General features: G+C 71.7%; 12 protein-coding genes and 1 pseudogene. 8 read left to right on the plus strand and 5 right to left on the minus strand.

Annotation, left to right across the window (positions count from 1 at the left end):
• Positions 1-105: 105 nt before the first annotated feature.
• The 3 genes from ACGFYP_RS01095 to xdhC are packed head-to-tail and all read left to right on the plus strand — an operon-like array spanning position 106 to position 4,890.
• Entirely contained in the window at positions 106-1,623 is a 1,518-nt protein-coding gene (locus ACGFYP_RS01095) for a xanthine dehydrogenase small subunit (protein WP_393485180.1), read from the plus strand.
• Positions 1,620-4,079, plus strand: coding sequence for a xanthine dehydrogenase molybdopterin binding subunit (xdhB, locus tag ACGFYP_RS01100; protein ID WP_393485181.1), 2,460 nt, complete (start codon positions 1,620-1,622; stop codon positions 4,077-4,079). Before ACGFYP_RS01095 ends, xdhB begins: the two co-directional genes overlap by 4 nt.
• Position 4,080: 1 nt before the next feature.
• On the plus strand, positions 4,081-4,890 hold the full coding sequence (xdhC, locus tag ACGFYP_RS01105) for a xanthine dehydrogenase accessory protein XdhC (protein WP_393485993.1): 810 nt from the start codon (positions 4,081-4,083) through the stop codon (positions 4,888-4,890).
• A 16-nt stretch (positions 4,891-4,906) separates the two neighbouring features.
• On the opposite strand, the gene ACGFYP_RS01110 is transcribed toward xdhC, so the two are convergent.
• A complete protein-coding gene (locus ACGFYP_RS01110; protein ID WP_393485182.1) occupies positions 4,907-5,560 on the minus strand; it encodes a TetR/AcrR family transcriptional regulator in 654 nt (217 codons plus the stop codon).
• Positions 5,561-5,630: 70 nt separating this feature from the next.
• On the opposite strand from ACGFYP_RS01110, the gene ACGFYP_RS01115 reads away from it, so the two are divergent.
• Positions 5,631-7,133: a serine hydrolase domain-containing protein gene (locus ACGFYP_RS01115; RefSeq protein ID WP_393485183.1), complete on the plus strand. Its 1,503-nt coding sequence runs from the start codon at positions 5,631-5,633 to the stop codon at positions 7,131-7,133.
• Between the two features lie 87 nt (positions 7,134-7,220).
• Here ACGFYP_RS01115 and ACGFYP_RS01120 read toward each other — a convergent pair whose 3' ends face one another.
• On the minus strand, positions 7,221-8,006 hold the full coding sequence (locus tag ACGFYP_RS01120; protein ID WP_393485184.1) for a TSUP family transporter: 786 nt from the start codon (positions 8,004-8,006) through the stop codon (positions 7,221-7,223).
• A gap of 115 nt (positions 8,007-8,121) precedes the next feature.
• A pseudogene (locus tag ACGFYP_RS01125) lies at positions 8,122-8,818 on the minus strand (sensor histidine kinase); the annotation flags it as partial.
• 378 nt (positions 8,819-9,196) lie between these two features.
• Between ACGFYP_RS01125 and ACGFYP_RS01130 the strand changes: the two are divergent.
• On the plus strand, positions 9,197-12,160 hold the full coding sequence (locus ACGFYP_RS01130; RefSeq protein WP_393485185.1) for a hypothetical protein: 2,964 nt from the start codon (positions 9,197-9,199) through the stop codon (positions 12,158-12,160).
• Between the two features lie 321 nt (positions 12,161-12,481).
• Here the strand turns inward: ACGFYP_RS01130 and ACGFYP_RS01135 are convergent, their stop codons facing one another.
• Positions 12,482-13,729 carry an MFS transporter gene (locus tag ACGFYP_RS01135; protein ID WP_393485186.1) on the minus strand — a complete coding sequence of 416 codons (1,248 nt, stop codon included), beginning with the start codon at positions 13,727-13,729 and terminating at the stop codon, positions 12,482-12,484.
• A 140-nt stretch (positions 13,730-13,869) separates the two neighbouring features.
• On the opposite strand from ACGFYP_RS01135, the gene ACGFYP_RS01140 reads away from it, so the two are divergent.
• On the plus strand, positions 13,870-14,463 hold the full coding sequence (locus ACGFYP_RS01140; RefSeq protein ID WP_393485187.1) for a CGNR zinc finger domain-containing protein: 594 nt from the start codon (positions 13,870-13,872) through the stop codon (positions 14,461-14,463).
• Between the two features lie 71 nt (positions 14,464-14,534).
• On the opposite strand, the gene ACGFYP_RS01145 is transcribed toward ACGFYP_RS01140, so the two are convergent.
• Positions 14,535-14,759, minus strand: coding sequence for a hypothetical protein (locus tag ACGFYP_RS01145; RefSeq protein ID WP_393485995.1), 225 nt, complete (start codon positions 14,757-14,759; stop codon positions 14,535-14,537).
• Positions 14,760-14,891: 132 nt separating this feature from the next.
• Between ACGFYP_RS01145 and ACGFYP_RS01150 the strand changes: the two genes are divergently transcribed.
• Positions 14,892-16,220 carry an AAA family ATPase gene (locus ACGFYP_RS01150; protein WP_393485188.1) on the plus strand — a complete coding sequence of 443 codons (1,329 nt, stop codon included), beginning with the start codon at positions 14,892-14,894 and terminating at the stop codon, positions 16,218-16,220.
• A gap of 3 nt (positions 16,221-16,223) precedes the next feature.
• Complete coding sequence (locus ACGFYP_RS01155; RefSeq protein ID WP_393485189.1) at positions 16,224-19,976, plus strand: hypothetical protein; 3,753 nt, start codon at positions 16,224-16,226, stop codon at positions 19,974-19,976.
• The last annotated feature ends 51 nt before the right edge of the window (positions 19,977-20,027 follow it).

Here is a 20,027-nt window from a genome sequence, read left to right on the forward strand (position 1 = left end):
TCGCGCCCGCTCCTTGTCACGTGGCGCCTCTGAACACACAGAAAGCTGCCTGAAATTGGCGAATATGATGAATCGGCCGTTCGCGCTCCGAAACGAAGGCCTGTGATGGAGACGGCACGGATCACCGTCAACGGAAACGAAGCACCGATCTCTCCGGCCGCGCCCCACACCACCGTGCTGGAGTTCCTGCGCGAGCGCGGCCTGACCGGCACCAAGGAGGGCTGCGCCGAGGGTGAATGCGGAGCCTGTTCGGTCCTGGTGGCCCGTCCCGGCGTGAACAAGCCCACCGACTGGGTGGCGGTCAACGCCTGCCTGGTTCCGGTCGCGGCGCTCGACGGCCAGGAGGTCATCACCTCCGAAGGTCTCGCCACCGCCGGCGAACCCGGCACGCCGCCCACCCTGCACCCGGTGCAGGAGGAGATGGCGGTCCGCGGCGGCTCCCAATGCGGTTACTGCACACCGGGGTTCATCTGCAGCATGGCCGCCGAGTACTACCGCCCCGATCGCTGCGGGCACGCGCAGTCGGACGCGTACTCAGAGTCGAAATCGACCTCGGAGTCGGCCTCACACTCGGGCTCGGCCGGCACCACCGACCCCGAGCACGGCCCGAACGGTTTCGATCTGCACGCGCTGAGCGGAAACCTGTGCCGCTGCACCGGCTACCGCCCGATCCGCGATGCCGCGTTCGCCGTCGGTACGCCCACCGATCAGGACCCGCTGGCGCGGCGTCGCGAGCAGTCCCCGCCCCCGCCGATGGCCACGGAGTACACCCAGGGCGACAGCGCGTTCCTGCGCAGGAGCACCCTGGCCGAAACGCTGCGGCTGCTGCGCGAGCGGCCCGACGCGGTGGTGGTCGCGGGCTCGACCGACTGGGGCGTGGAGGTGAACATCCGTTCCCGCCGGGAGAATTGCGTGGTCGCCCTCGACCGACTGCCCGAACTGCGGGAGTTGCGCGTCGGATCCGACCACATCGAGATCGGGGCAGCGCTGACGCTCACCGAGATCGAACGCCGCCTCGACGGCGAGGTGCCGCTACTGGCAGAGCTGTTCCCGCAGTTCGCGTCCCGGCTCATCCGCAACGGCGCGACCCTCGGCGGCAATCTGGGTACCGGCTCCCCCATCGGTGACAGCCCGCCCGTACTGCTCGCGCTGGAGGCATCGGTGGTACTCGCCGATGCCGACGGTGAGCGCGAGGTCCCGCTGGCGGACTACTTCACCGGCTACCGCCAGAGCGTGCGCCGTCCCGGCGAGCTGATCCGCGCGGTCCGCATCCCGCTGCCGCTGGCGCCGGTCGCGGCCTTCCACAAGATCGCCAAGCGGCGCTTCGACGACATCTCCAGTGTCGCGGTCGCCTTCGCGCTCGACGTCGAGCACGGGATCGTCGCCAAGGCGCGGATCGGCCTGGGCGGCGTGGCCGCCACCCCGATCCGCGCCCTGGCCACCGAGGCGGCCCTGGAGGGCAGGTCCTGGTCGAAGGAGACCGTCGAGGCCGCGGCCCAGGTGCTGCGGGGCGAGGGGACACCCATGAGCGATCATCGCGCCAGCTCCATCTATCGTTCCGCGATGCTGGGCCAGAGCCTGCTGAAGCTGTACGCGCAGACCACCGAGGCGGTTTCCTCATGAGCCATCTGTCCGAACGCCCCGAAAAGCCGGTCGTCGGCGTCTCGATGCCGCACGAGAGTGCGTTCCAGCACGTCACCGGCACCGCGCTCTACACCGACGACCTGGTCCATCGCACCAAGGACGTACTGCACGCGTATCCGGTCCAGGTCATGAAGGCCTGCGGCAGGATCACCGCGCTGCGCACCGAGCCCGCGCTCGCCGTGCCCGGCGTCGTCAGGGTCCTGACGGGCGCCGATGTGCCCGGCGTCAACGACGCCGGCATGAAGCACGACGAGCCGCTCTTCCCCGACGAGGTCATGTTCCACGGCCACGCGGTCGCGTGGGTCCTCGGCGAGACCCTGGAGGCGGCCCGGCTCGGCGCCGCGGCCGTCGAGGTGGAACTCGACGAGAAGCCGTCACTGATCACGTTGAAGGAGGCGATCGCGGCCGAGAGCTTCCACGGTGCCCGCCCCGTGATGGTGACCGGCGACGTCGAGGCCGGCTTCGCCGACTCCGCGCACGTGTTCACCGGCGAGTTCCAGTTCTCCGACCAGGAGCACTTCTACCTGGAGACGCACGCCGCGCTGGCCCACATCGACGAGGCCGAGCAGGTCTTCGTCCAGAGCAGCACGCAGCACCCCTCGGAGACGCAGGAGATCGTCGCGCACGTCCTCGGTCTGCACAGTCACGAAGTGACCGTGCAGTGTCTGCGGATGGGCGGCGGCTTCGGCGGCAAGGAGATGCAGCCCCACGGCTTCGCGGCCGTCGCCGCGCTCGGCGCCAAGCTGACCGGCAGGCCGGTCCGGCTGCGGCTCAACCGGACGCAGGACCTGACCATGTCCGGCAAGCGCCACGGGTTCCACGCCACGTGGAAGATCGGCTTCGACGCCGACGGCCGGATCCGGGCCCTGGACGCCACCCTGACCTCGGACGGCGGCTGGAGCCTCGACCTGTCCGAGCCGGTGACCGCCCGCGCGCTGTGCCACATCGACAACACGTACTGGATCCCCAACGCGCGGATCGCCGGTCGCATCGCCAGGACCAACAAGGTCTCGAACACCGCGTTCCGCGGCTTCGGCGGACCGCAGGGCATGCTGGTGATCGAGGACATCATGGGCCGGTGCGCGCCGCTGCTCGGCCTCGACCCCATGGAGCTGCGGGAGCGCAACTTCTACGAGCAGGGTCAGTCGACGCCGTACGGACAGCAGGTCACCCACCCCGAACGGATCTCCGCCGTCTGGGACAAGGTGAAGGAGAACGGCGGCCTCGCCGACCGCGGGCGTGAGATCGCCGCGTTCAACGCCGCGCACCCGCACACCAAGCGGGCCCTCGCGCTCACCGGCATCAAGTTCGGCATCTCGTTCAACCTCACCGCCTTCAACCAGGGCGGCGCGCTGGTGCTGATCTACAAGGACGGCTCCGTCCTGATCAACCACGGCGGCACCGAGATGGGTCAGGGCCTGCACACCAAGATGATGCAGGTGGCCGCGACCACGCTCGGCATCCCGCTGCACAAGGTGCGCCTGGCCCCGACTCGTACCGACAAGGTGCCCAACACCTCGGCCACTGCCGCCAGTTCCGGCGCGGACCTCAACGGTGGCGCGATCAAGAACGCTTGTGAGCAACTGCGCGAGCGGCTGTTGCAGGTGGCCGCCTCGCAGCTCGGTTCGAACGCCTCGGACGTACGGATCGTCGAGGGCGTCGCGCGCACCCTGGGCAGCGACAAGGCGCTGGCCTGGGACGACCTGGTGCGCACCGCGTACTTCCAGCGCGTCCAGCTGTCGGCGGCCGGCTACTACCGGACCGAGGGTCTGCACTGGGACGCGAAGGCGTTCAGGGGCTCGCCGTTCAAGTACTTCTCCTACGGCGCCGCCGCGGCCGAGGTGGAGGTGGACGGCTTCACCGGTGCGTACCGCATCCGGCGGGTGGACATCGTGCACGACGTCGGCGACAGCCTGTCCCCGATGATCGACATCGGTCAGGTCGAGGGCGGTTTCGTGCAGGGCGCGGGCTGGCTCACGCTCGAGGACATGCGCTGGGACGCCACGGACGGTCCGCACCGCGGCCGTCTCCTCACGCAGGCGGCGAGCACCTACAAGCTGCCGAGCTTCTCGGAGATGCCCGAGGAGTTCAACGTCACGCTGCTGGAGAACGTCACCGAGGAAGGTGCGGTCTACGGCTCCAAGGCGGTGGGCGAGCCTCCGCTGATGCTGGCGTTCTCGGTACGCGAGGCGCTGCGGCAGGCCGCCGCCGCGTTCGGGCCGAGCGGGGTGAGCGTCGAGTTGGCCTCGCCCGCGACGCCGGAGGCGGTGTACTGGGCGATCCAGGCGGCTCGCGAGGCCGACGTCTCCCGGAGTGGAACCGCCGACGATGGACATTCAGACAACGGGCACGCGGGCGACGGACACGCAGGCAACGGGCTTGCCACCGAGGGTGCGGCGGACCGAGCCGAGGCAGAAGCGTTCAGCGGTGCCTGACATGACATGGGTCGCCGCGGTCGCACGGCTGCGAGCACGACGGGAGGCCGGTGTGCTGGTGACCGTCGCGACCGTGCGCGGCCATGCCCCGCGTAACGCAGGAGCGAAACTCGTCGTGGGGCGGACCGAGACGTGGGGCTCGATCGGTGGCGGCAATGTCGAGGCCGTCGCGATCGATCGCGCCCGGGAGATGGTCGCCGCGTCGAAGCCGGAGCCGGAGCTGATCGATTTCGCGCTGAACGACAAGGTGACCAGCCGGCATGGAGTGCAGTGCTGCGGCGGCACGGTCTCGGTGCTGCTCGAACCACTGCCGGTGGTACGGGCGGTGGCCATCTTCGGCGTGGGACACGTCGGGCTCGAACTGGCGCGCATCCTTGCGCGCCAGGACCTCGACCTCCATCTGATCGACACCCGCTCCGACATCCTCACCGAGGAGCGGCTCGGTGTCCTGGCGGACGCGGTGGCGCAGGTCCACGTGCATCACACGCCGCTGCTGCCCGAGGAGGTGCTCGCGCAGTTGCCGCGCGGCACCCACGTCCTGATCATGACCCACGATCACGCCGAGGACGCCGCGCTGTGCGACGCCGCCCTGCGCACCACGCACCTCGGCGCCATCGGGCTGATCGGGTCGGCGGCCAAGTGGGCGCGGTTCCGCAAGCGCCTCGCCTCCGAGGGCGGTCACGACGAGGCGACCATCGACCGGATCAAGACTCCGATCGGGCTGACGGACATCACCGGCAAGGAACCCGCGACGATCGCCGTGAGCGTCGCCGCCGATCTGCTGCGCACCTTCGAATCCGAGGGGAGTTGACTCAGCGGTTCTCCTTCTACGCCGTCGGGCGCTCGCCGGGAGACCGTCCTCGTAGGCGGCACGCGCCGGTGAAGACGGTGGCGAGATGGTCGCCGAGGGCCGCCAGGACGGCGTCGGCCGGCAGGGCGGCGGGGTCGGCGAAGTGGTGGGCGGTGAGGCCGTCGGCGTACGCGGCGATGCGCGCCGCCTCCTTCGCCACGTCCGCGGACTCGGGGACCTCGCCGCACTCCTGGGCGTTGGTGATCGCCTGCGCGAGCAGCGCGCGGGTACGGCCGAGAGCGGCGGCCTTGGTCGCGCCGAGGCGGGGGTCGTCGGCGGCGCGGCCGGTGAAGGCCAGGGCCACCCGCCACTCCTGACGACGCTGGTCGTCGAGCGGCATGTACTCGGCGAGGCCGTCGAGGACGATGTGCTCGACGCGGGCGCCGACGGCCTCGGAGCGCTCGATCAGTTCGGTGACCCGGTGTTCGATCCGCTCGAGCACCTGGCCGTAGGTGAAGAGCAGCATCTCGTCCTTGCTGCGGAAGTAGTGCTGGACCAGGCCGACCGAGATGCCCGCCTCGGCGGCGGTCTTGGCGACCGTCACCGCGTTCAGGCCCTCCTCCGCGATGATCCGGCCCACCGCGGTGGCCACTTGGAGGCGGCGTTCTTCGTGATCGGCTACGCGAGGCATGCCGTAACCATATCGCGGTACGGTAACGTCGCCTTCGAAACCGTACAGCCATATGGTTATGGGAGGCGCCATGCGTGCTGCTCTTCTGCGTGCCCGGATACGGGCATGGATGCTGCTGTTACTGATGCTCGCGGCCGTCACGACGGCCGGAGTTCCTGCCGCCCGAGCCGCCGACGGCGGAAGCTACGCGGAGATCGACCGCTACGCGGCGGCACAGCGCGAACGGGCCGACGTGCCCGGTACGGCGCTCGCCGTCGTCGACCGCGACAAGGGCCTGGTCCACAGCCGGACTTGGGGTTCGGACGGGAACGGCGCGCCGATCACGACCCGCACCCCTTTCCTGCTCGGCTCACTGGCGAAACCGTTCACGGCTCTGGCCGTGATGCAGCTGGTCGAGGCGGGGAAGGTGGGGCTGGACGACCCGGTGCGGCGCCATCTGCCGTGGTTCCGCCCCACCGGCATCACGGTGCGCCACCTGCTCAACCAATCCAGCGGCCTCTCGCAGGACGACGGCTTCGCGCAGTCGGACCGCTTCGACAACGCACCCGGCGGCATCCAGCGCGTCGCCCGCGGCCTCGCCGACGTCACCCCCGTGGCCCCGCCCGGCCGGCGCCACGAGTACAGCGACGCCAACTACATGCTGCTCGGCGCCCTGGTGGAGACGGTCAGCGGCCGCACCTTCAGCGACCGGATGCACGAGACCGTCTTCGGCCCGCTCGGCATGACCGGCGCGATCACCGACGCCGACGACGCCGAGCGCACCGGCCTCGCCCCCGGCCACCGGTACGTCTTCGGCAAGCCCTGGCGCCACTCCGTACCGTTCGACACCTCAGGCACCCCGTACGGCTATCTCGGCGCGACACTCGACGACCTCGTCCCCTTCGCCCGGGCCCAACTCGGCGGCGGAGCCGCCTCGTCCGTCCTCTCCCCCGCCGGCTTCCGCCAGATGCACACCGGTACGGTGCCGGTGCGCACCTCGCACCACTACGGACTCGGCTGGCGCGACGACCGCTTCGACGACCTGGGCACCCGCGTCGTCTGGCACGGCGGAGCCACCACGGACCACCAGGGCACCATCGTGCTCGCCCCCGACCGGGGCCTCGCCGTCATCCTCCTGCACAACGCCTACGCCGCGTACAAGGACGAGTTCTTCATCCGTACCGGACTCAACGCCATGCGCGTCCTGCTCGGCGGCGAGCCCGAAGCGGTGAGTGACGACCCGATGTTCGGCCGGCTGCTCACCGCCCTGTCCCTGACGACCGCCGTCCTCACGGTCGCGACCGGCTGGTCGCTGTACCGCCTGGTGCGCCCGAGGCGAGACGCGTTCGGCACGAGACGGCGGATCCTCATCCGGTCGGCGGCAGCCGTACTCGTCTGCCTCCTCCTCGCGGCGACGGCCTTCCTGTTCCTGCCCGGGCTCCTGGCGATCGACCTGGGTCAAGTGCTCCTCTTCACCCCCGACGCGGGGTACCTCCTGGTGACGGCAGGCTCGCTCGCTCTTGCCCTCGCGGCCCTCCGCGGCCTCGTCGCCTTCCAGGCGATGCGCAGGTCGGCCGCGCGCGGCCGGAACTGATGGACCTGCGGAGCCGGTGCTTCGGTCTGCCTCGCCGGGACGGCGGTCATCACATACGCACCGCGCTGCCATGTACCTCCCGCGTGCCTACGACAGGGCCTGGACGGCGTACAGCGCTCCGAGGGTCGCGGCGAGGGTGCCGAGCAGGAGGCGGAGCGCGGTTTCGGGGAGATGGGGTTGGAGTCGGGCACCTACGTAGCCGCCGACGAGGCCGCCGAGGCCGCAGGCCAGGCCGAGCCACCAGTCGGGCGCGACGGGGCCTGAACTCGCCAGGGCCAGCAGGGCGTACGCGGCGGCGCCTGCGACGGAGGTGGTGAACGTCGCGGCGAGCGTGGCCGGCGCGAGGCGGGCCATGGGCATGCCGCGCGCTGCCAGGACGGGCCCGAGCAGGGAGCCGCCGCCGATCCCGTAGATCCCGCCCACCACTCCGACCGTCAGGGCGAGGGCGGCGAGCGCGGGCGCCGACGGTTCGGCCGCAGCGCCGGTACGCCGCCGGGCCGGGCGCAGCGTGCGCGCGCACAGCCACACGCCCAGCGGCAGGAGGAGTGCGGCGACGAGGACGCGGAAGACGTCCGGGCCGGGGAGGGCGAAGACGCGGACGGCGGCGCCGGCGATGACACCGGGCAGCGTCCACAGGACCAGGCGCCGGGCCAGGCCACCGCGGAGACCGCCGTCGCGGCGGTACCGCCAGAGTGCGCCGGGCCCGGCCACCACGTTGAACAGCAGGTTCGTCGGCGTGACCGCCGGACTGGGCACCCCGAGGACGCTGAGCTGGACGGGGAGGAGGAAGACCGCACCGGACACGCCGACGGGTGCGGTCACCACCGAGATCAGCAGGCCTGCCGCGAGCCCCGCCCAGATCGTCCACTCCACCGCTGCCCCGCCCCCCGCCGCCCCGCTACTCCTCGACCGCCCGGTCAGTATCGGCGGTCCTGGCGCCGCAGGCGCGGGCCGTCCACGAGATGGCATGGAACTCCGTCCATTCCGTCCGCTGGAACGGTTCGAAGATCCGTTCCCGATCGGTGGGCGGAAGGCCGGGGCCACGATCGACGACGCGCAGTCCGACGCGGTCGGCGAGCGCGCTCGCGGTGACCAGGACCGGGGTTCCTCGGGGGGCGAAGCGCGCGGCGTTGCCGATGAGGTTGGCGATGACGCGTTCGAGGAGCGGCGGGTCGGCGAGGACGGGCGGGATCGCCTCCACTCCGTGGAGCACGGGCGGTGTCGCGTCCAGGGGCAGCGAGTCCAGGGCGGAGGGAAGCACCTCCTCCAGGCTCGTGGCGCGAAGGTTCAGCGTGAGCGCCCCCGCCTGGAGCCTGCTCATGTCCAACAGGTTGTCGATGAGCCGGCTGAGGCGCGCCATGGACTCGTCCGCGGTGGCGAGGAGTTCGCCCCGTTCCTCGTCCGTGAACCGCACGTCAGGGCTGCGCAGGGAGCCGACCGCCGCCCACCCCGCGGCGAGGGGGGTGCGCAGGTCGTGGCTGACGGCCGCGAGCAGCGCGGTGCGCATACGGTCGGCGGCCTTGACCGGTTCGACCTCGGCGGCGGCCTCCGCGGCGGCCTCGGCGAGCCGGGCCCGCTCGACGGCCGCGGAGACATGGGCCGCGAAACGCGGCGAGGACCCGGCGCTCGGAGGACGGCAGCGCACGGCCGCGCAGGACGAGGTGGAGACCCCCGCCCACGGGTACCTGCGCTGCCGACCTGCACCCCGGCCGCACCCGCCGCGCGCGCGGCGGCGAGCCGCTGGGGTGGGCCACGCCGCCCGCGAGCCAGTACGGGATGCCGAGCGCGGGCATCCTGGCGATGTCGGGCGTATCGCGTGGGCCGTAGACCGGGTCGCCGTCGTCGTCCAGCGTGAGCGCACCTCGCGGTGGGGCGCTGGGGCCGCCGGCGCCATGGGTCTCGATGACGAAGCCGTCGGGCTTGGTGGTCTCGTCACGGTGACGAAGATGCCCCTGTTGCGGTGGCCGGGGCCGGCGGCCCTCAGCGCGTGCCTGGTGCACCCGCCGTCGACCTGCAGGTACCCATGATCCACACGGACGCTCCGGCGGGTAGCGTGTCGTGGCGTGAGCACACCAGAAGTCGAAGAGCCCGACGATACGTTTCTCCTCCTGCTCTGGTACGCCGGACAGGGCGCCGCCGCGCAGGTCGCCGAAGTACTCGGGCCTCAGGCGCGAGTCGACGTCCTGCGCCGACGGTGGAACGCGCCGCCGGAGGGGCTGTGCGACTGGGTCGCCGAACATGGCGACGGCGAAGAAGTGGCGGCGCTCCTCGAACGCTGGGGACTGACCCGCCGTCAGGCCGCTCTCCTCGCCGCCCGCGGCGACCTCGACCCCGCGCTCACCGCGTCGGCGGGCGACGGACAGGCGGACGTGGCAGCCGCGAAGGTCGAGGAACAGTGGCTGGCGGGCCCCAGCGAGCGCTTCGAGAACTCCGGCCCGATCAGTGCGCCGTTGCCCGAGGTGGAACGACGCGTACAGGCCCGGCTTGGCCACGACGAGCAGGCCTGGGAGCGGGCGTTGGAGCTGCTCGCGAGCGGCTTCACGGGCGACTTCCCGGCCTTCCTCGATGCCGCCGCACGCCGCGACGCCGCCGACGCACACCGCGACGCCGGCGCCGAGGACCCGGGTGCGCGCATCGACCCGAAGAAGGAGGTGGCTTGGCTGATCCGGCTCGCGCCCGGCGACCTGCCCCGCCGCCTCCTGGCCCGCATCGCCCCGTGGCCGCTGCACCGGATCGCCTCCGGGCGCGACAGGGTGGAGCTCGCCCAGCCCCTGATCGACAGCGGGGACCGCAAGGCCTGGCAGAGCATGTTCGGCGGCGACTACAGCCTGAAGCGCCGCAACAGCGACGGTGACGCCGAGATCGAGCGCGCCTTCCTGCTCCGGGACGATCCTCAGATCAACGAGTGGCTGCTCACCGACCTGGTCAGCGAGGCACGGGACAAGGGATACGAGCTGGCCCCGGCCATCCGGTTGGCCCTGCTGGAGGGCCGTCCCTTCGGACCGGGCGCCGCGGACCCGCTTCCGCGGACCCCCGCCGTGCACGCCCTCGTCGCCGCCCTGCCGCCTCTGCGGTCCCTGCCGTCCCTGCCGTCCCTGCCGTTGTCGCCGCAGGACGCCGACCTGCTGCGGCTGTGCTTCGACTCCCGCGAACCGGGCCTGGTCGCACAGGCCTTGCGTGCATTCGTGAGCGAGGACGTACTCCTCACCCCGTACCAGCAGCTGACAGCGGGCATACGGATGTGGGAGTCGGGCCGGGCCGACGAGCTGCGTACGCTGCTGGCCGAAGGGGGCGATGGCATCCGGGACCAGGACGTGCGCGAGGCGTTCGAGCTCGCGCTCGACCGGGGTTCCGCGGAGCCCCTGGAAGCGGCCGCGACCGTGCTCCGGGAGCAGGACGACCTCCTGGACGAGGCACTGAGCATCTGGGGCCTGCGCCTGCAGTCCGGTGTACGGCCCTACCAGTTGGGCCTGTTCACCCAGGGCGAGCTCGCCGCCGCGAGCCGGGCCATCACCGGCGACCGCTCGTACCGGGTGGACTGGGATCTCGTACGCAGTCGCCTCGCCGATCCGGAGATGCGCCACCACCGCACGCGCGCACGTGAACGGTACGGGGTCCTGCTGGCGCACGCCCACTGCCCGCCGGACGTCGTGGCCGCCCTCACCGCTCCCGAACTCAACGGGCTCGACCTGCTGCGGCTCTACACCGACCGGGACACCGCCGTCACGACCCTGACCCGTGGAGACCTCGGGCCCGGACGCTCGTACGCCGCGGTCTGGGCGCCCGTGCGCGAGACCGACCCCCAGGCCGGCCGGACTCCCGCGGTGAGCGCCGAGGACATACTCCGGTACGCACGCCCGGTACAGAGCACCCTCGCCTTCGCCCCGAGCGAAGCCGTCGGCCGGATCGTCGAGGAGCACTTCGCACAGGTGGCCACCGAGGATCCGGCGGCCGAGGCGGGGCTGTGGATGGCGCTACGGCGCCTCACCCCGTACTTCTCGGGTCCCCTGCCCCAGCTGCTGCGCACCGCCGTCCGGCTGTCCGGGGGCGGTGCGCCGCTCGACGTGGTGACCGCCACCGACCTCCTCGTGGGTCCGGAGCGGGACGCCGCGGCCGACCTGGTCCGCGAGAAGCTTGGCGGGTCCCCCGGCCCGTGGGTGAACGCCGTACGCCTGCTCGCCGCCGGCTTCGACGGAACGCTGCCCGAACTGCTCGACGCGGCGCCGGCAGAGCCGTCCTTCGAGCCGGGCGGGTCCACCTTCCTCCATGGGGGGCCGGCCGCCCTGCTCGGTCTCGCTCCCGTCGATGTCGTCGACCCGGTCGTGGGCGCCCTCGACGTGCCCACCCGCGTCGTACTGGCCCGTACGAGCGTGAGTGCGAGCACGCTACGAGCCCTGGTCGCGCACGGTGACCGCCAGGTGTGGGACGTGCTCCTGACCGCCCCCCGCGTGCGGCCTCCGGTCGAGAAGCCGGGCAGCCCGGACTTCAGTCACCGGCACGACGACATCATCGTCCCGGCGCTGCTCGCCCAGGACGATCCCTGGCTCAACGCCCGCCTGGTCCGGGAGGAGTTCAACTGGGGAAGCCGCGAGGACGCCGCCATGATCGGTGCGGTGCTGGCGGGGCGCCCCTTCGGTCCCCGTGAGCTGCCCGTACCGGTACTGCCCGGACTGCGGGCCGACTTCGCCGACTGGACCCCCGACTCCGGTGCGGAGCTGCCGAGATGGACCAGGAACGGCCACCTGTACACCTCCGGCGAGCCGGTCCTCGCGATGCAAGCGATGATGACGGTACGTCAGGACAACTACCAGGACCCGCCGTCCACGGTGCTCAATGTTCGGCAGAGTCTGCTGGCCGCGTCGACGATCGCCCATGCGGGTCGCTTCGACCTCCTGGAGTACGTCTTCACGCACTGGCACATCCGGTACCCCTACGGACAGTGCCGCGAGATCCAGGGCCTGTTCGGCCGGGCCGTACGGCTGCGTTCGGCCGCGGAGCTCGACGCGGAGCTGTCTGCGGCCGAGTGAGCGGCCGGGCCGTCCGCGATGAAACTGCTCGGTCAGTACCTCTACGCAACCGGCAGTGGAGGCAACGCTCCGGCCGAGAAGTGGCTGCTGGCCGACGCGGAGGCCGGTGATGCCGAGGCGATGCACTCCCTGATGAAGGTGCACCATCACCGAGCGGTGAACGCGGCCCCGCACGGCAAGGCCCACCAGCTCAAGGCGGCATCGTGGTGCAGGCGCGCGGCAGAGGCGGGCTGGAACCCGACGATCCGGAACGGTAGGACGAGCCACGCGGCCGCGCCCGGACGCGGCGGCCGCTCCCCGCGTGGGGCGGCCGGTTGGTGTTCACCTGCCTGCGGGGAGCGAGGGGGTTGATTCCGCGTCGCGGAGGCCTTGTGTGGTGACCCGGGAGGCGAGGGGGATCGCGGCGACGGCGAGTCCGACGGCCGCGGCGATGAAAGTGGCTCGGATCCCCAGGCCGCGTCCGATCAGGCCGCCGGTGAGAGCGCCGAGGGGGACCGCGCCCAGGACGATCAGGCGGTAGGCGGCGGTGACGCGGCCGAGGAGTTCGTCGGGGACCGCCGCTTGGCGCAGGGTGCTGACGACGATCTGGTTCAGTGAGGTGGCAAGAGCGGCACCGAACATGGCGGCCAGGGCCAGGGGTATGTTGCGGCCCAGTCCGAGGACCGCATAGCCGGCGGCCGGGGCGAGGGCGGCGAGCCAGGTGGTGGGGCCGCCTCCGATGCGGGGCACGACGTGTTCGGCGAGCAGCGAGCCCGCGATCGCGCCGGCGGCGGGAACGGCGATGAACAGGCCGTAACTCGACATGGGCAGTTGGTACGGGCCGGTGATCAGCAGGACGAGGACTCCGCCGGTGGCCGCGCTGAAGAAGTTGATCGCCGCCGAGATGAACGCGACGCGGCGCAGCAGTGTGTGGCGCCAGAAGTGGACCCATCCGGAGCGGATGTCCTGGGTGATGGTGGTCGGGTTCGAGCGGCCGGGCTCGTGCCCCTCGCCGGTGGGGTGCAGCGCGGGCAGCAGCAGGGCCGCCAGGCCGGCGAGGGCGAACGCGGCGGCGCCGGTGCAGAAGGCCGCCGATGCCGCCAGCGCGAACAACGCCGCGCCGGAAGGCGGTCCGATGAACGTGTTGATGACGGACTGGGTCGCGAAGAGCCTGCCGTTGGCGCGTTCGAGCTTCTCGCGGGGCAGGAGGCGGGGCGGGATGGCCAGGGCGGCGTTGTCGACCATCGTTTCGGCACAGCCGGCAAGGAACACCGCGCCGTAGAGAAGCGCGACGTGGTGCCATCCGCCGGCCAAGGCGAGAGCGAGCAGCGCGAACCCCGCCGCGCGCAGCCAGTTGCCGAAGACGAGTATCCGGCGTCTGTCCATGCGGTCGGCCATCGCGCCGGCGGGGAGGGTGGCGAGCAGCCAGGGCAGGAACTGCGCCACCGTCATGCCCGCCACCACGAGCGGGTCACGGGTCAGCGTGGCGACGAGCAGCGGTGCGGCGGCCTGCAGTACTCCGTCGGCGAGGTTCGAGGACGCTTGGGACGCCCACAGTGCGGTGAATGGTCGGGGGGTGGCGACAGGCACGAGTGGACTCCCGGACGGTGATCTCATGGGTGATTGGCCGATTGGGCATGATGCCAAGAGGATCACCTCACATGCAATACTGGTTTTACCTGTGAGGCCGCGCTCGCAGGTACACGTGCCCTGGCCGGCGAGAGGAACTGATGGTGAGGTTCAGTCACATCGCGGGTGACCGCATGCTCGACCTGGTGAACACCGTCGCCTGGCGGCTCGGCGGACCCGAACGCATCGAGTCGCTGAAGACCTTCTCCGACGTCGTCGAGTGGTGCGTCGAATCCGACCTGATCAGCACGGATGAAGCCGCAGCCCTGCTCGCCCGCGCCGACGGGGACGGCGCCCGGGCCGAGCGGGAACGGGAACAGGTCATCGAAGCACGCGAGAGGGCCTACGGAACCCTCGTCGGCAACGACCCCGAGGCCGCCGCAGGCCTCGCGAGCATGTACCGGGCGGCGATCGCGGCAGCCGACCTGGTCCACACAGGCGACCGCTGGCAATGGCAGGACCGGGACATCGACCTCTCCCTGCCCCGCGATCGCATCGTCCGCGGGCTCCTGGCTCTCACGCAGGGCGAGGGCCTCGACCGCCTCCACCAATGCGAAGACGCCAAGTGCGGCTGGGTCTACCTCGACACCTCACCGCGGCGGAACCGCCGCTGGTGCAGCACGAAGGACTGCGGCGACCGCAACCGCGCCCGCGCCTACTACGCCCGGCAGAAGGCGATGAGCGACCACGCCTGATGCGCGCGATCGGCCAGGGAACACCAGGCGATGTCGCCTCCGCAGGCGCGTCCCCGCACGACATCCAGGCTTCACGTCGTCGCGGCCACGCCCAGTGCGATCAGGCCGCAGAGCAGCGTCATGGCGGCGCCGAACACCGTGCCGGCGCGGAACAGGGCGCCCGGCAGGGAGGCGCCGTCCCAGTGCGCGAGCAGCCCTGCGCCGACCGCGACCAGCAGGGAGAGAAGGGCCGCGGCGAGGACCGCGGCGAGTAGAGTGAGGGCGTACACGGGCGGGGAGAACAGCGCTACGGACACGGTCAAGCTCCGTTCTTTGTAGGGGAGTTGTCCGAGAACGACGATGCCGGAGGCGTCGTACACCGGCGTTCGCGCGAACGAATCTGTACGAGGTCACTGAGGTCACTGAGGTCACTGAGGTCACTCACTGCGATGACGGACGGTCAGGGTGGGGCGGCGCAGCCCCTGGAGGAGCTCAAGCTGCTGCTGCGGGACCGGCGGGCCGAGCTCGGCATCGCCATGCACGCCGTCGAGAGGTCGGCGGGACTGGGCCACACCACCGTCAGCAAGGCACTCAACGGACCCGCCATCCCGACCAGGGCCACCGTGATCGCCCTCGCCAGGGCCCTGCGCACCGATCCGGCCCCGCTGCTGCGCCTGCACCGGCAGGCGGTGGAGAGCGAGCAGCAGGAGGCGCCGACACCGCAGGAACCGCTGGCGCGGGACTTCTTCACCGATCTCATCGGACAGCACACCCAGCTGTTCGCGGGGCGCAGCGACGAGAGCGCGCAGGTCATGGAGTTCATCCGGGACCGCGCCACCGGATACGTCTTCGTGGAGGCACTGTCGGGATACGGCAAGACCTCGCTCCTCGCGGACCTGGTCCGCCAACACCCCGAGTTCCGCTACCACTTCATCAGCCAGGCCTATCGGCGAAGAGGCGGCGGATTCGATCCCACCAGCCCCGAGGACGTACTGGAGTCCCTGTGTGAGCAGTTGGACCCCGCCCATGTGCGCGGAGGCGGACTCAAGAGCCTGGAGCGGCAGTTCCACGCCCTCTTGAAGCGGCCGCCGCGGCAGCCGACGGTGGTCGTGCTGGACGCCGTGGACGAGCTGGAACCGCCGGAGCAGCTACGGACCTTGCTGCCCCGGCAGCTGCCGGAGGGGCTGGTGCTCGTCCTCTCCGGCCGGGCGCAGGGCGACCGTTCGTGTCTCGACGACATCGCGCTCTCCCCGGCCGACCTGGGCCTGCATCTGCGCCTGGCCGGTCTGGACGAGCAGGCGCTCGTCGAACTGCTGCGGATGGCGGGAGGCAGGGCGGCCGGCCTGGCGCGGGACGAGGACTTCGTCGCGCAGATGCACCGCGTCTCGGCCGGCGACCCGTTCTACGTACGGTTCCTGGTGGAGGACGCGGCCACGGGGGTACTCACCCGCGACAACGTCGAGCGCACCCCCACCGGCCTGGAGGGCTATCTGGACCAGCAGTTGGAACAGCTCAACCGCAGCGCCCACCGGGCCGAGCACGTCGAGATCCTCGCCTTCCTCCTGGAGGCGGGCACACTCTCGGGGAGGGACCTGTGCACCCTCGTCGAAGGCCTGACCTGGTTGAACTTCGACAGCATCCTGCGGGAGATCCACCGCTTCCTGCTCGTCCACCGCCGGGCGGCGCCCGGCCTCGCACCGCACCGCGGCAATGAGGAGTACAGCTTCTGCCACGCACGGTTCCGGGAGTACTTCCGGGGCCGCGCCGGGATCGGATAGCCGATGTCGTCCGACCGCTCCCTGCGTGACGACGTCAACGCGCTGGTGGACAGCGACCGGATCCGCACCGCTCTCGCCGCGCATGCGCGGAACTGGCGCCAGTGCTCCACGACCTACACGCTCGACAGGACCGTCCGGCTCGCAGCGGACGAGGACCGGCCCGACGACCTGCACGACACGGTCCTCGACGAGGGCTTCCGGCACCTGCGCCAGAGCGTGTCCGGGGTCAACGCGCTGCGCGCCGATCTGCATGTGGCACGCAGCTACTTCCTGACCCGGCGGCCCGACTTCCTGAGATACGTCCAGGTACTCCTCCTGGAGCAGCGCCCCTTCGGCACTCCCGAGAGCGCGCTCGCCCAGGAGCACTGCCGCGAGTACGCCGACTTCCTCCAGCTGGACCGGCTCCCGCACGAGCGGGCCGCCACCGGACTGCCCGCGGTGCTCGGCCGCTTCTTCCCCGACAGCGCCCCCGCCACCGACGGGATCCACCTGCGCCTGACCGGCTACGAGCTCGGTGCATGGAGCTGCTCCTGCGGCCGGTCGACCGGCCTCGCCCGGCGCTACGACCATGCCTGCCCGTGCGGGGCCGTATCGGGGCACGGCAGGATCACCGGCACGACCGCGGGCTGCCCGCGGCCCACCTGCGGAGGGCCCGTCGGCTACACCCTCTGCCCCGGCTGCGGGACCCGGGTGACCCTGGCCAACCTGTGGCGGCTGCGGCGCGACGGCGCCGGCCCCTACGACTTCAGGGTGCCGCTCACACTGGACCTCGTGGTCGAGGACCCGAAGGGCGCGACCCGACAGAAGCGCATGCGGCTGATGGATGTCCCGCTCCCCCTCGGCGTACGGGAACGGAACGGCGAGATCGTCTTCGACGCGCCCGCCGTCTTCTGGGACCACGAGGGCTCAGGACCCCGCGACGGCGACCGATTCCTCGGCCTCAAGGACACTCTGCGCTACGACGGCCGGACCCGGTTGCGTCCGCTCCTGGAAGCCGCACTGCGCCGCACGCTGCTGGGAGACCGCGGCTCGTACGCCCGCTTCTCCCGCGAACTGGTGCGGAACGTCCATGAGTTGCCGAACGGCGTATGGATCCCTCACCGGCGCTACACGCGCGGCTTCTGGCTGCGGCTGCGCAAGGTGGGCGTGCGCGACCTCGACGTCGGTGATCTCGTGGGTCACGGCGGGGTGTCCGCGCAGCTCACCGTCGTCGCCTCGCCCCGGCTGCGCGGCGCCGCCGTCCTGGCCAACGAGCGTCTTGCGGCCCCCGACGCGCTCACCGTCCCGACACTGCACCAGCTGTCCTGGACGCTGCCCGAGGGCGCCGCCCTCACCGCAAGACCGCCGCACGCGGCCGACGCGCGCACGTCGAGTCTGGAACCGTGCGGCCTGGCCACCCCGGGCCGACCGGTGCAGCCCGGGCAACTCATCGTCGGAGCCGCCGCGCCCCTGGGCGACCGCCCACCACGCACGGCCGAGGAACGCCTGGTGGCCGCAATCTTCGGAGCGGCCGAGCGCCACAAGGTACTGCTCAACACCTCACTGGAGATGCCCGGCCGGCTCCCCGGGTACATCCTCCAGCAGCGGATCACCGGAGCCCTGGCGACCCACACCCTCCCTGCCGCACCCGGCCGGTACCTGGCCCACGTCGACAACACCGAGACCCACGTCAGCGTCACCGTCGCCGTGGACCAACCGCTGCAGCACGGTGACGCCCTGGACGACGAGTCCGGTGCCCGCGCGGTCGTGTGCGGTGTCCACGGCGGGCCCGCACTCCGACGCTTCGCGGGCAGCCCGGACGAACCGGACCTGGTCGTGGCGCCCGACCACCCCTGGGCCCCGACCGCGGGCGAGACCGCCCGCACCGTCCGCGTCCGCCTCTCGGCCCAGGGCCTGGCGGGTCCTGACACCGGAGCCCACGCAGCCGGCGAGTACTCCCTCCTCCTCAAACAGCCGGTGCAGCGCGGCAACGGGAACGGCGCACAGCTGATCGAGCCCGAGGACTTCCGGTGGCTCGTCGAACAGGGGGCGCGCCACCTGGCGATGGAGCTCTACGGGCCGCGCAGCGACTGCACGGAGTGGAGCGAGAAGCTGCGGGCCACGCTGGAGTCGGGCGTCGGACCACTGCGTCCCCCCGAGGGCCGCGTGAGCGCCCTGCACGAGGCGCCGTCCTACGCCGTCCGACGGCTCGGTCTGACGCTGCGCGGCGCCCGGATCGAGCCGCACCTCGACGCCGGCCGGGTACGTCTGCGCCCGATGACCGACGCCGACGTGCTGACCCTCTCGCACGGGCAGGTGGTGAACGCTTCCCTCCTCGACATGCGGACCGGGCGGCCGGTGCACGGCGGGCTCCTGTGCCCCGAGATCTTCGGCCCGGACCGTGTGGACGAGTGCGCCTGCGGGGAACGCCGCCGCCCCCAGGACTCGGGCCGGGCGTGCGACCGGTGCGGGCGCACGCCGCCCACGCGCCGGGAGCGTGGGCGCCGCTTCGGACACATCGACCTTCCCGCGCCGGTGGTCCACCCCTGGTACCTCAGCGGCGGGGCGGCCACCCGGTTCGCCCGCTCGCTGCGCGTCACCGAGGAGGAACTGCGGCAGATCGTCCACTGCGACCTCCTCCTCGTCACCGACCCCGGACCCACGACGCTGCGCAGAGGGCAGCTGGTGGATCCCGAGGACCGGAGCACCACGTTCCGCCTCAGCGAGGTCACGGCGGTGACGGGCGGCGCGGCGGTGCGCTTCCTCCTGGACCGGGCGGCCGCCACCGACCCGACCGTCCCCTCCCCCGACGCGGTCCTCCTCCAGCGCTTGCCCGTACTGCCTCCCGAGCTGCGTCCGCACATCCGTGTGGACAGCCTTCTGACATGGACCAGCGACGTCAACACCCTCTACCGTGGCGTGTTTTCGGGCATCGAGACGTTCAACCGCAAGGACGACCACTGGCCCGTGAAGGTGTGGCTCGGCTCCCATCGCGTACTCCAGTCCTATGTCGACTCCGTCCTGGACAACGCTCGTAGGGCCGAACCCCTCCGGGGCGACGACAGGCGGGTGCTGCGCAGCCTCGCGGACTCGCTCCTGTCCGACCCGACCACCACCGGGCCGCTGCGCGACGACGTCCTGCGCCGCACCGTGGACTACAGCGCCCGGGCCCGTGTGGTGATCGGCCGACTGCCGGACCGGGCCGAGGACGACGCGAGCACCGACCCGGGCACCGTCGCTCTCGGCCGCGACCTGGCGCTGCGTCTTCTCGAGCCGCACCTGGTGCATGCCCTGGTCTCCAGCGGCGCGGCCGGAGGACCGTCACACGCACGCTCCATGATCGTGGAGCGCTCCGAGGAAGTCCTGCGGCTGCTCGACACGGTCTGCGGGCGATCCCTGATCCTGGTCGCCTTTCCGCACGGGCACCGACGGCTGATCGCCCTGCGTCCGCGGGCCGATGAGACACCCGCTCTCCAGGTCGCGACCGTACTCCTGGACCTGGTCGGCTGGGAGAACCTCGGCGAACCGGTACGGATCTTCAGCGCGCTCACCGAAGAGGCGCGTGAGGAAGCGACGCACCTGCTGACACTCGACGCCCTGCGCACCACCCCCGCCTCCCGCCCTCCACGGCCGAGCACGCCGGACTCGTTCTTCGACCTCCCCTGCACGGACCTGCCCTCGCGCCTCGCCGACGCGGCTCTGACCGGCACCGCGCTCCCCGTCGCCCCCGAGGACGGCCTCCTCCTGTGCGACCCCGACTGGCTGACGGGGCGGTGACGTGTTCACTCACGGGTGATTCCCGAGCGGTCCTCGCCGCGGGACCGAGCT

The organism is Streptomyces sp. NPDC048370 (genome assembly GCF_043200825.1).
Taxonomy (GTDB): Bacteria; Actinomycetota; Actinomycetes; order Streptomycetales; family Streptomycetaceae; genus Streptomyces.

Bases quoted from the DNA above. Each gene is read 5' to 3' on its own strand.
- ACGFYP_RS01140 (WP_393485187.1), top strand. From the start codon at position 13,870: ATGGTGAGGTTCAGTCACATCGCGGGTGACCGCATGCTCGACCTGGTG.
- ACGFYP_RS01095 (WP_393485180.1), top strand. From the start codon at position 106: ATGGAGACGGCACGGATCACCGTCAACGGAAACGAAGCACCGATCTCT.
- xdhB (WP_393485181.1), top strand. From the start codon at position 1,620: ATGAGCCATCTGTCCGAACGCCCCGAAAAGCCGGTCGTCGGCGTCTCG.
- ACGFYP_RS01155 (WP_393485189.1), top strand. From the start codon at position 16,224: ATGTCGTCCGACCGCTCCCTGCGTGACGACGTCAACGCGCTGGTGGAC.
- ACGFYP_RS01115 (WP_393485183.1), top strand. From the start codon at position 5,631: ATGCGTGCTGCTCTTCTGCGTGCCCGGATACGGGCATGGATGCTGCTG.
- xdhC (WP_393485993.1), top strand. From the start codon at position 4,081: ATGACATGGGTCGCCGCGGTCGCACGGCTGCGAGCACGACGGGAGGCC.
- ACGFYP_RS01110 (WP_393485182.1), bottom strand. From the start codon at position 5,560: ATGCCTCGCGTAGCCGATCACGAAGAACGCCGCCTCCAAGTGGCCACC.
- ACGFYP_RS01150 (WP_393485188.1), top strand. From the start codon at position 14,892: ATGACGGACGGTCAGGGTGGGGCGGCGCAGCCCCTGGAGGAGCTCAAG.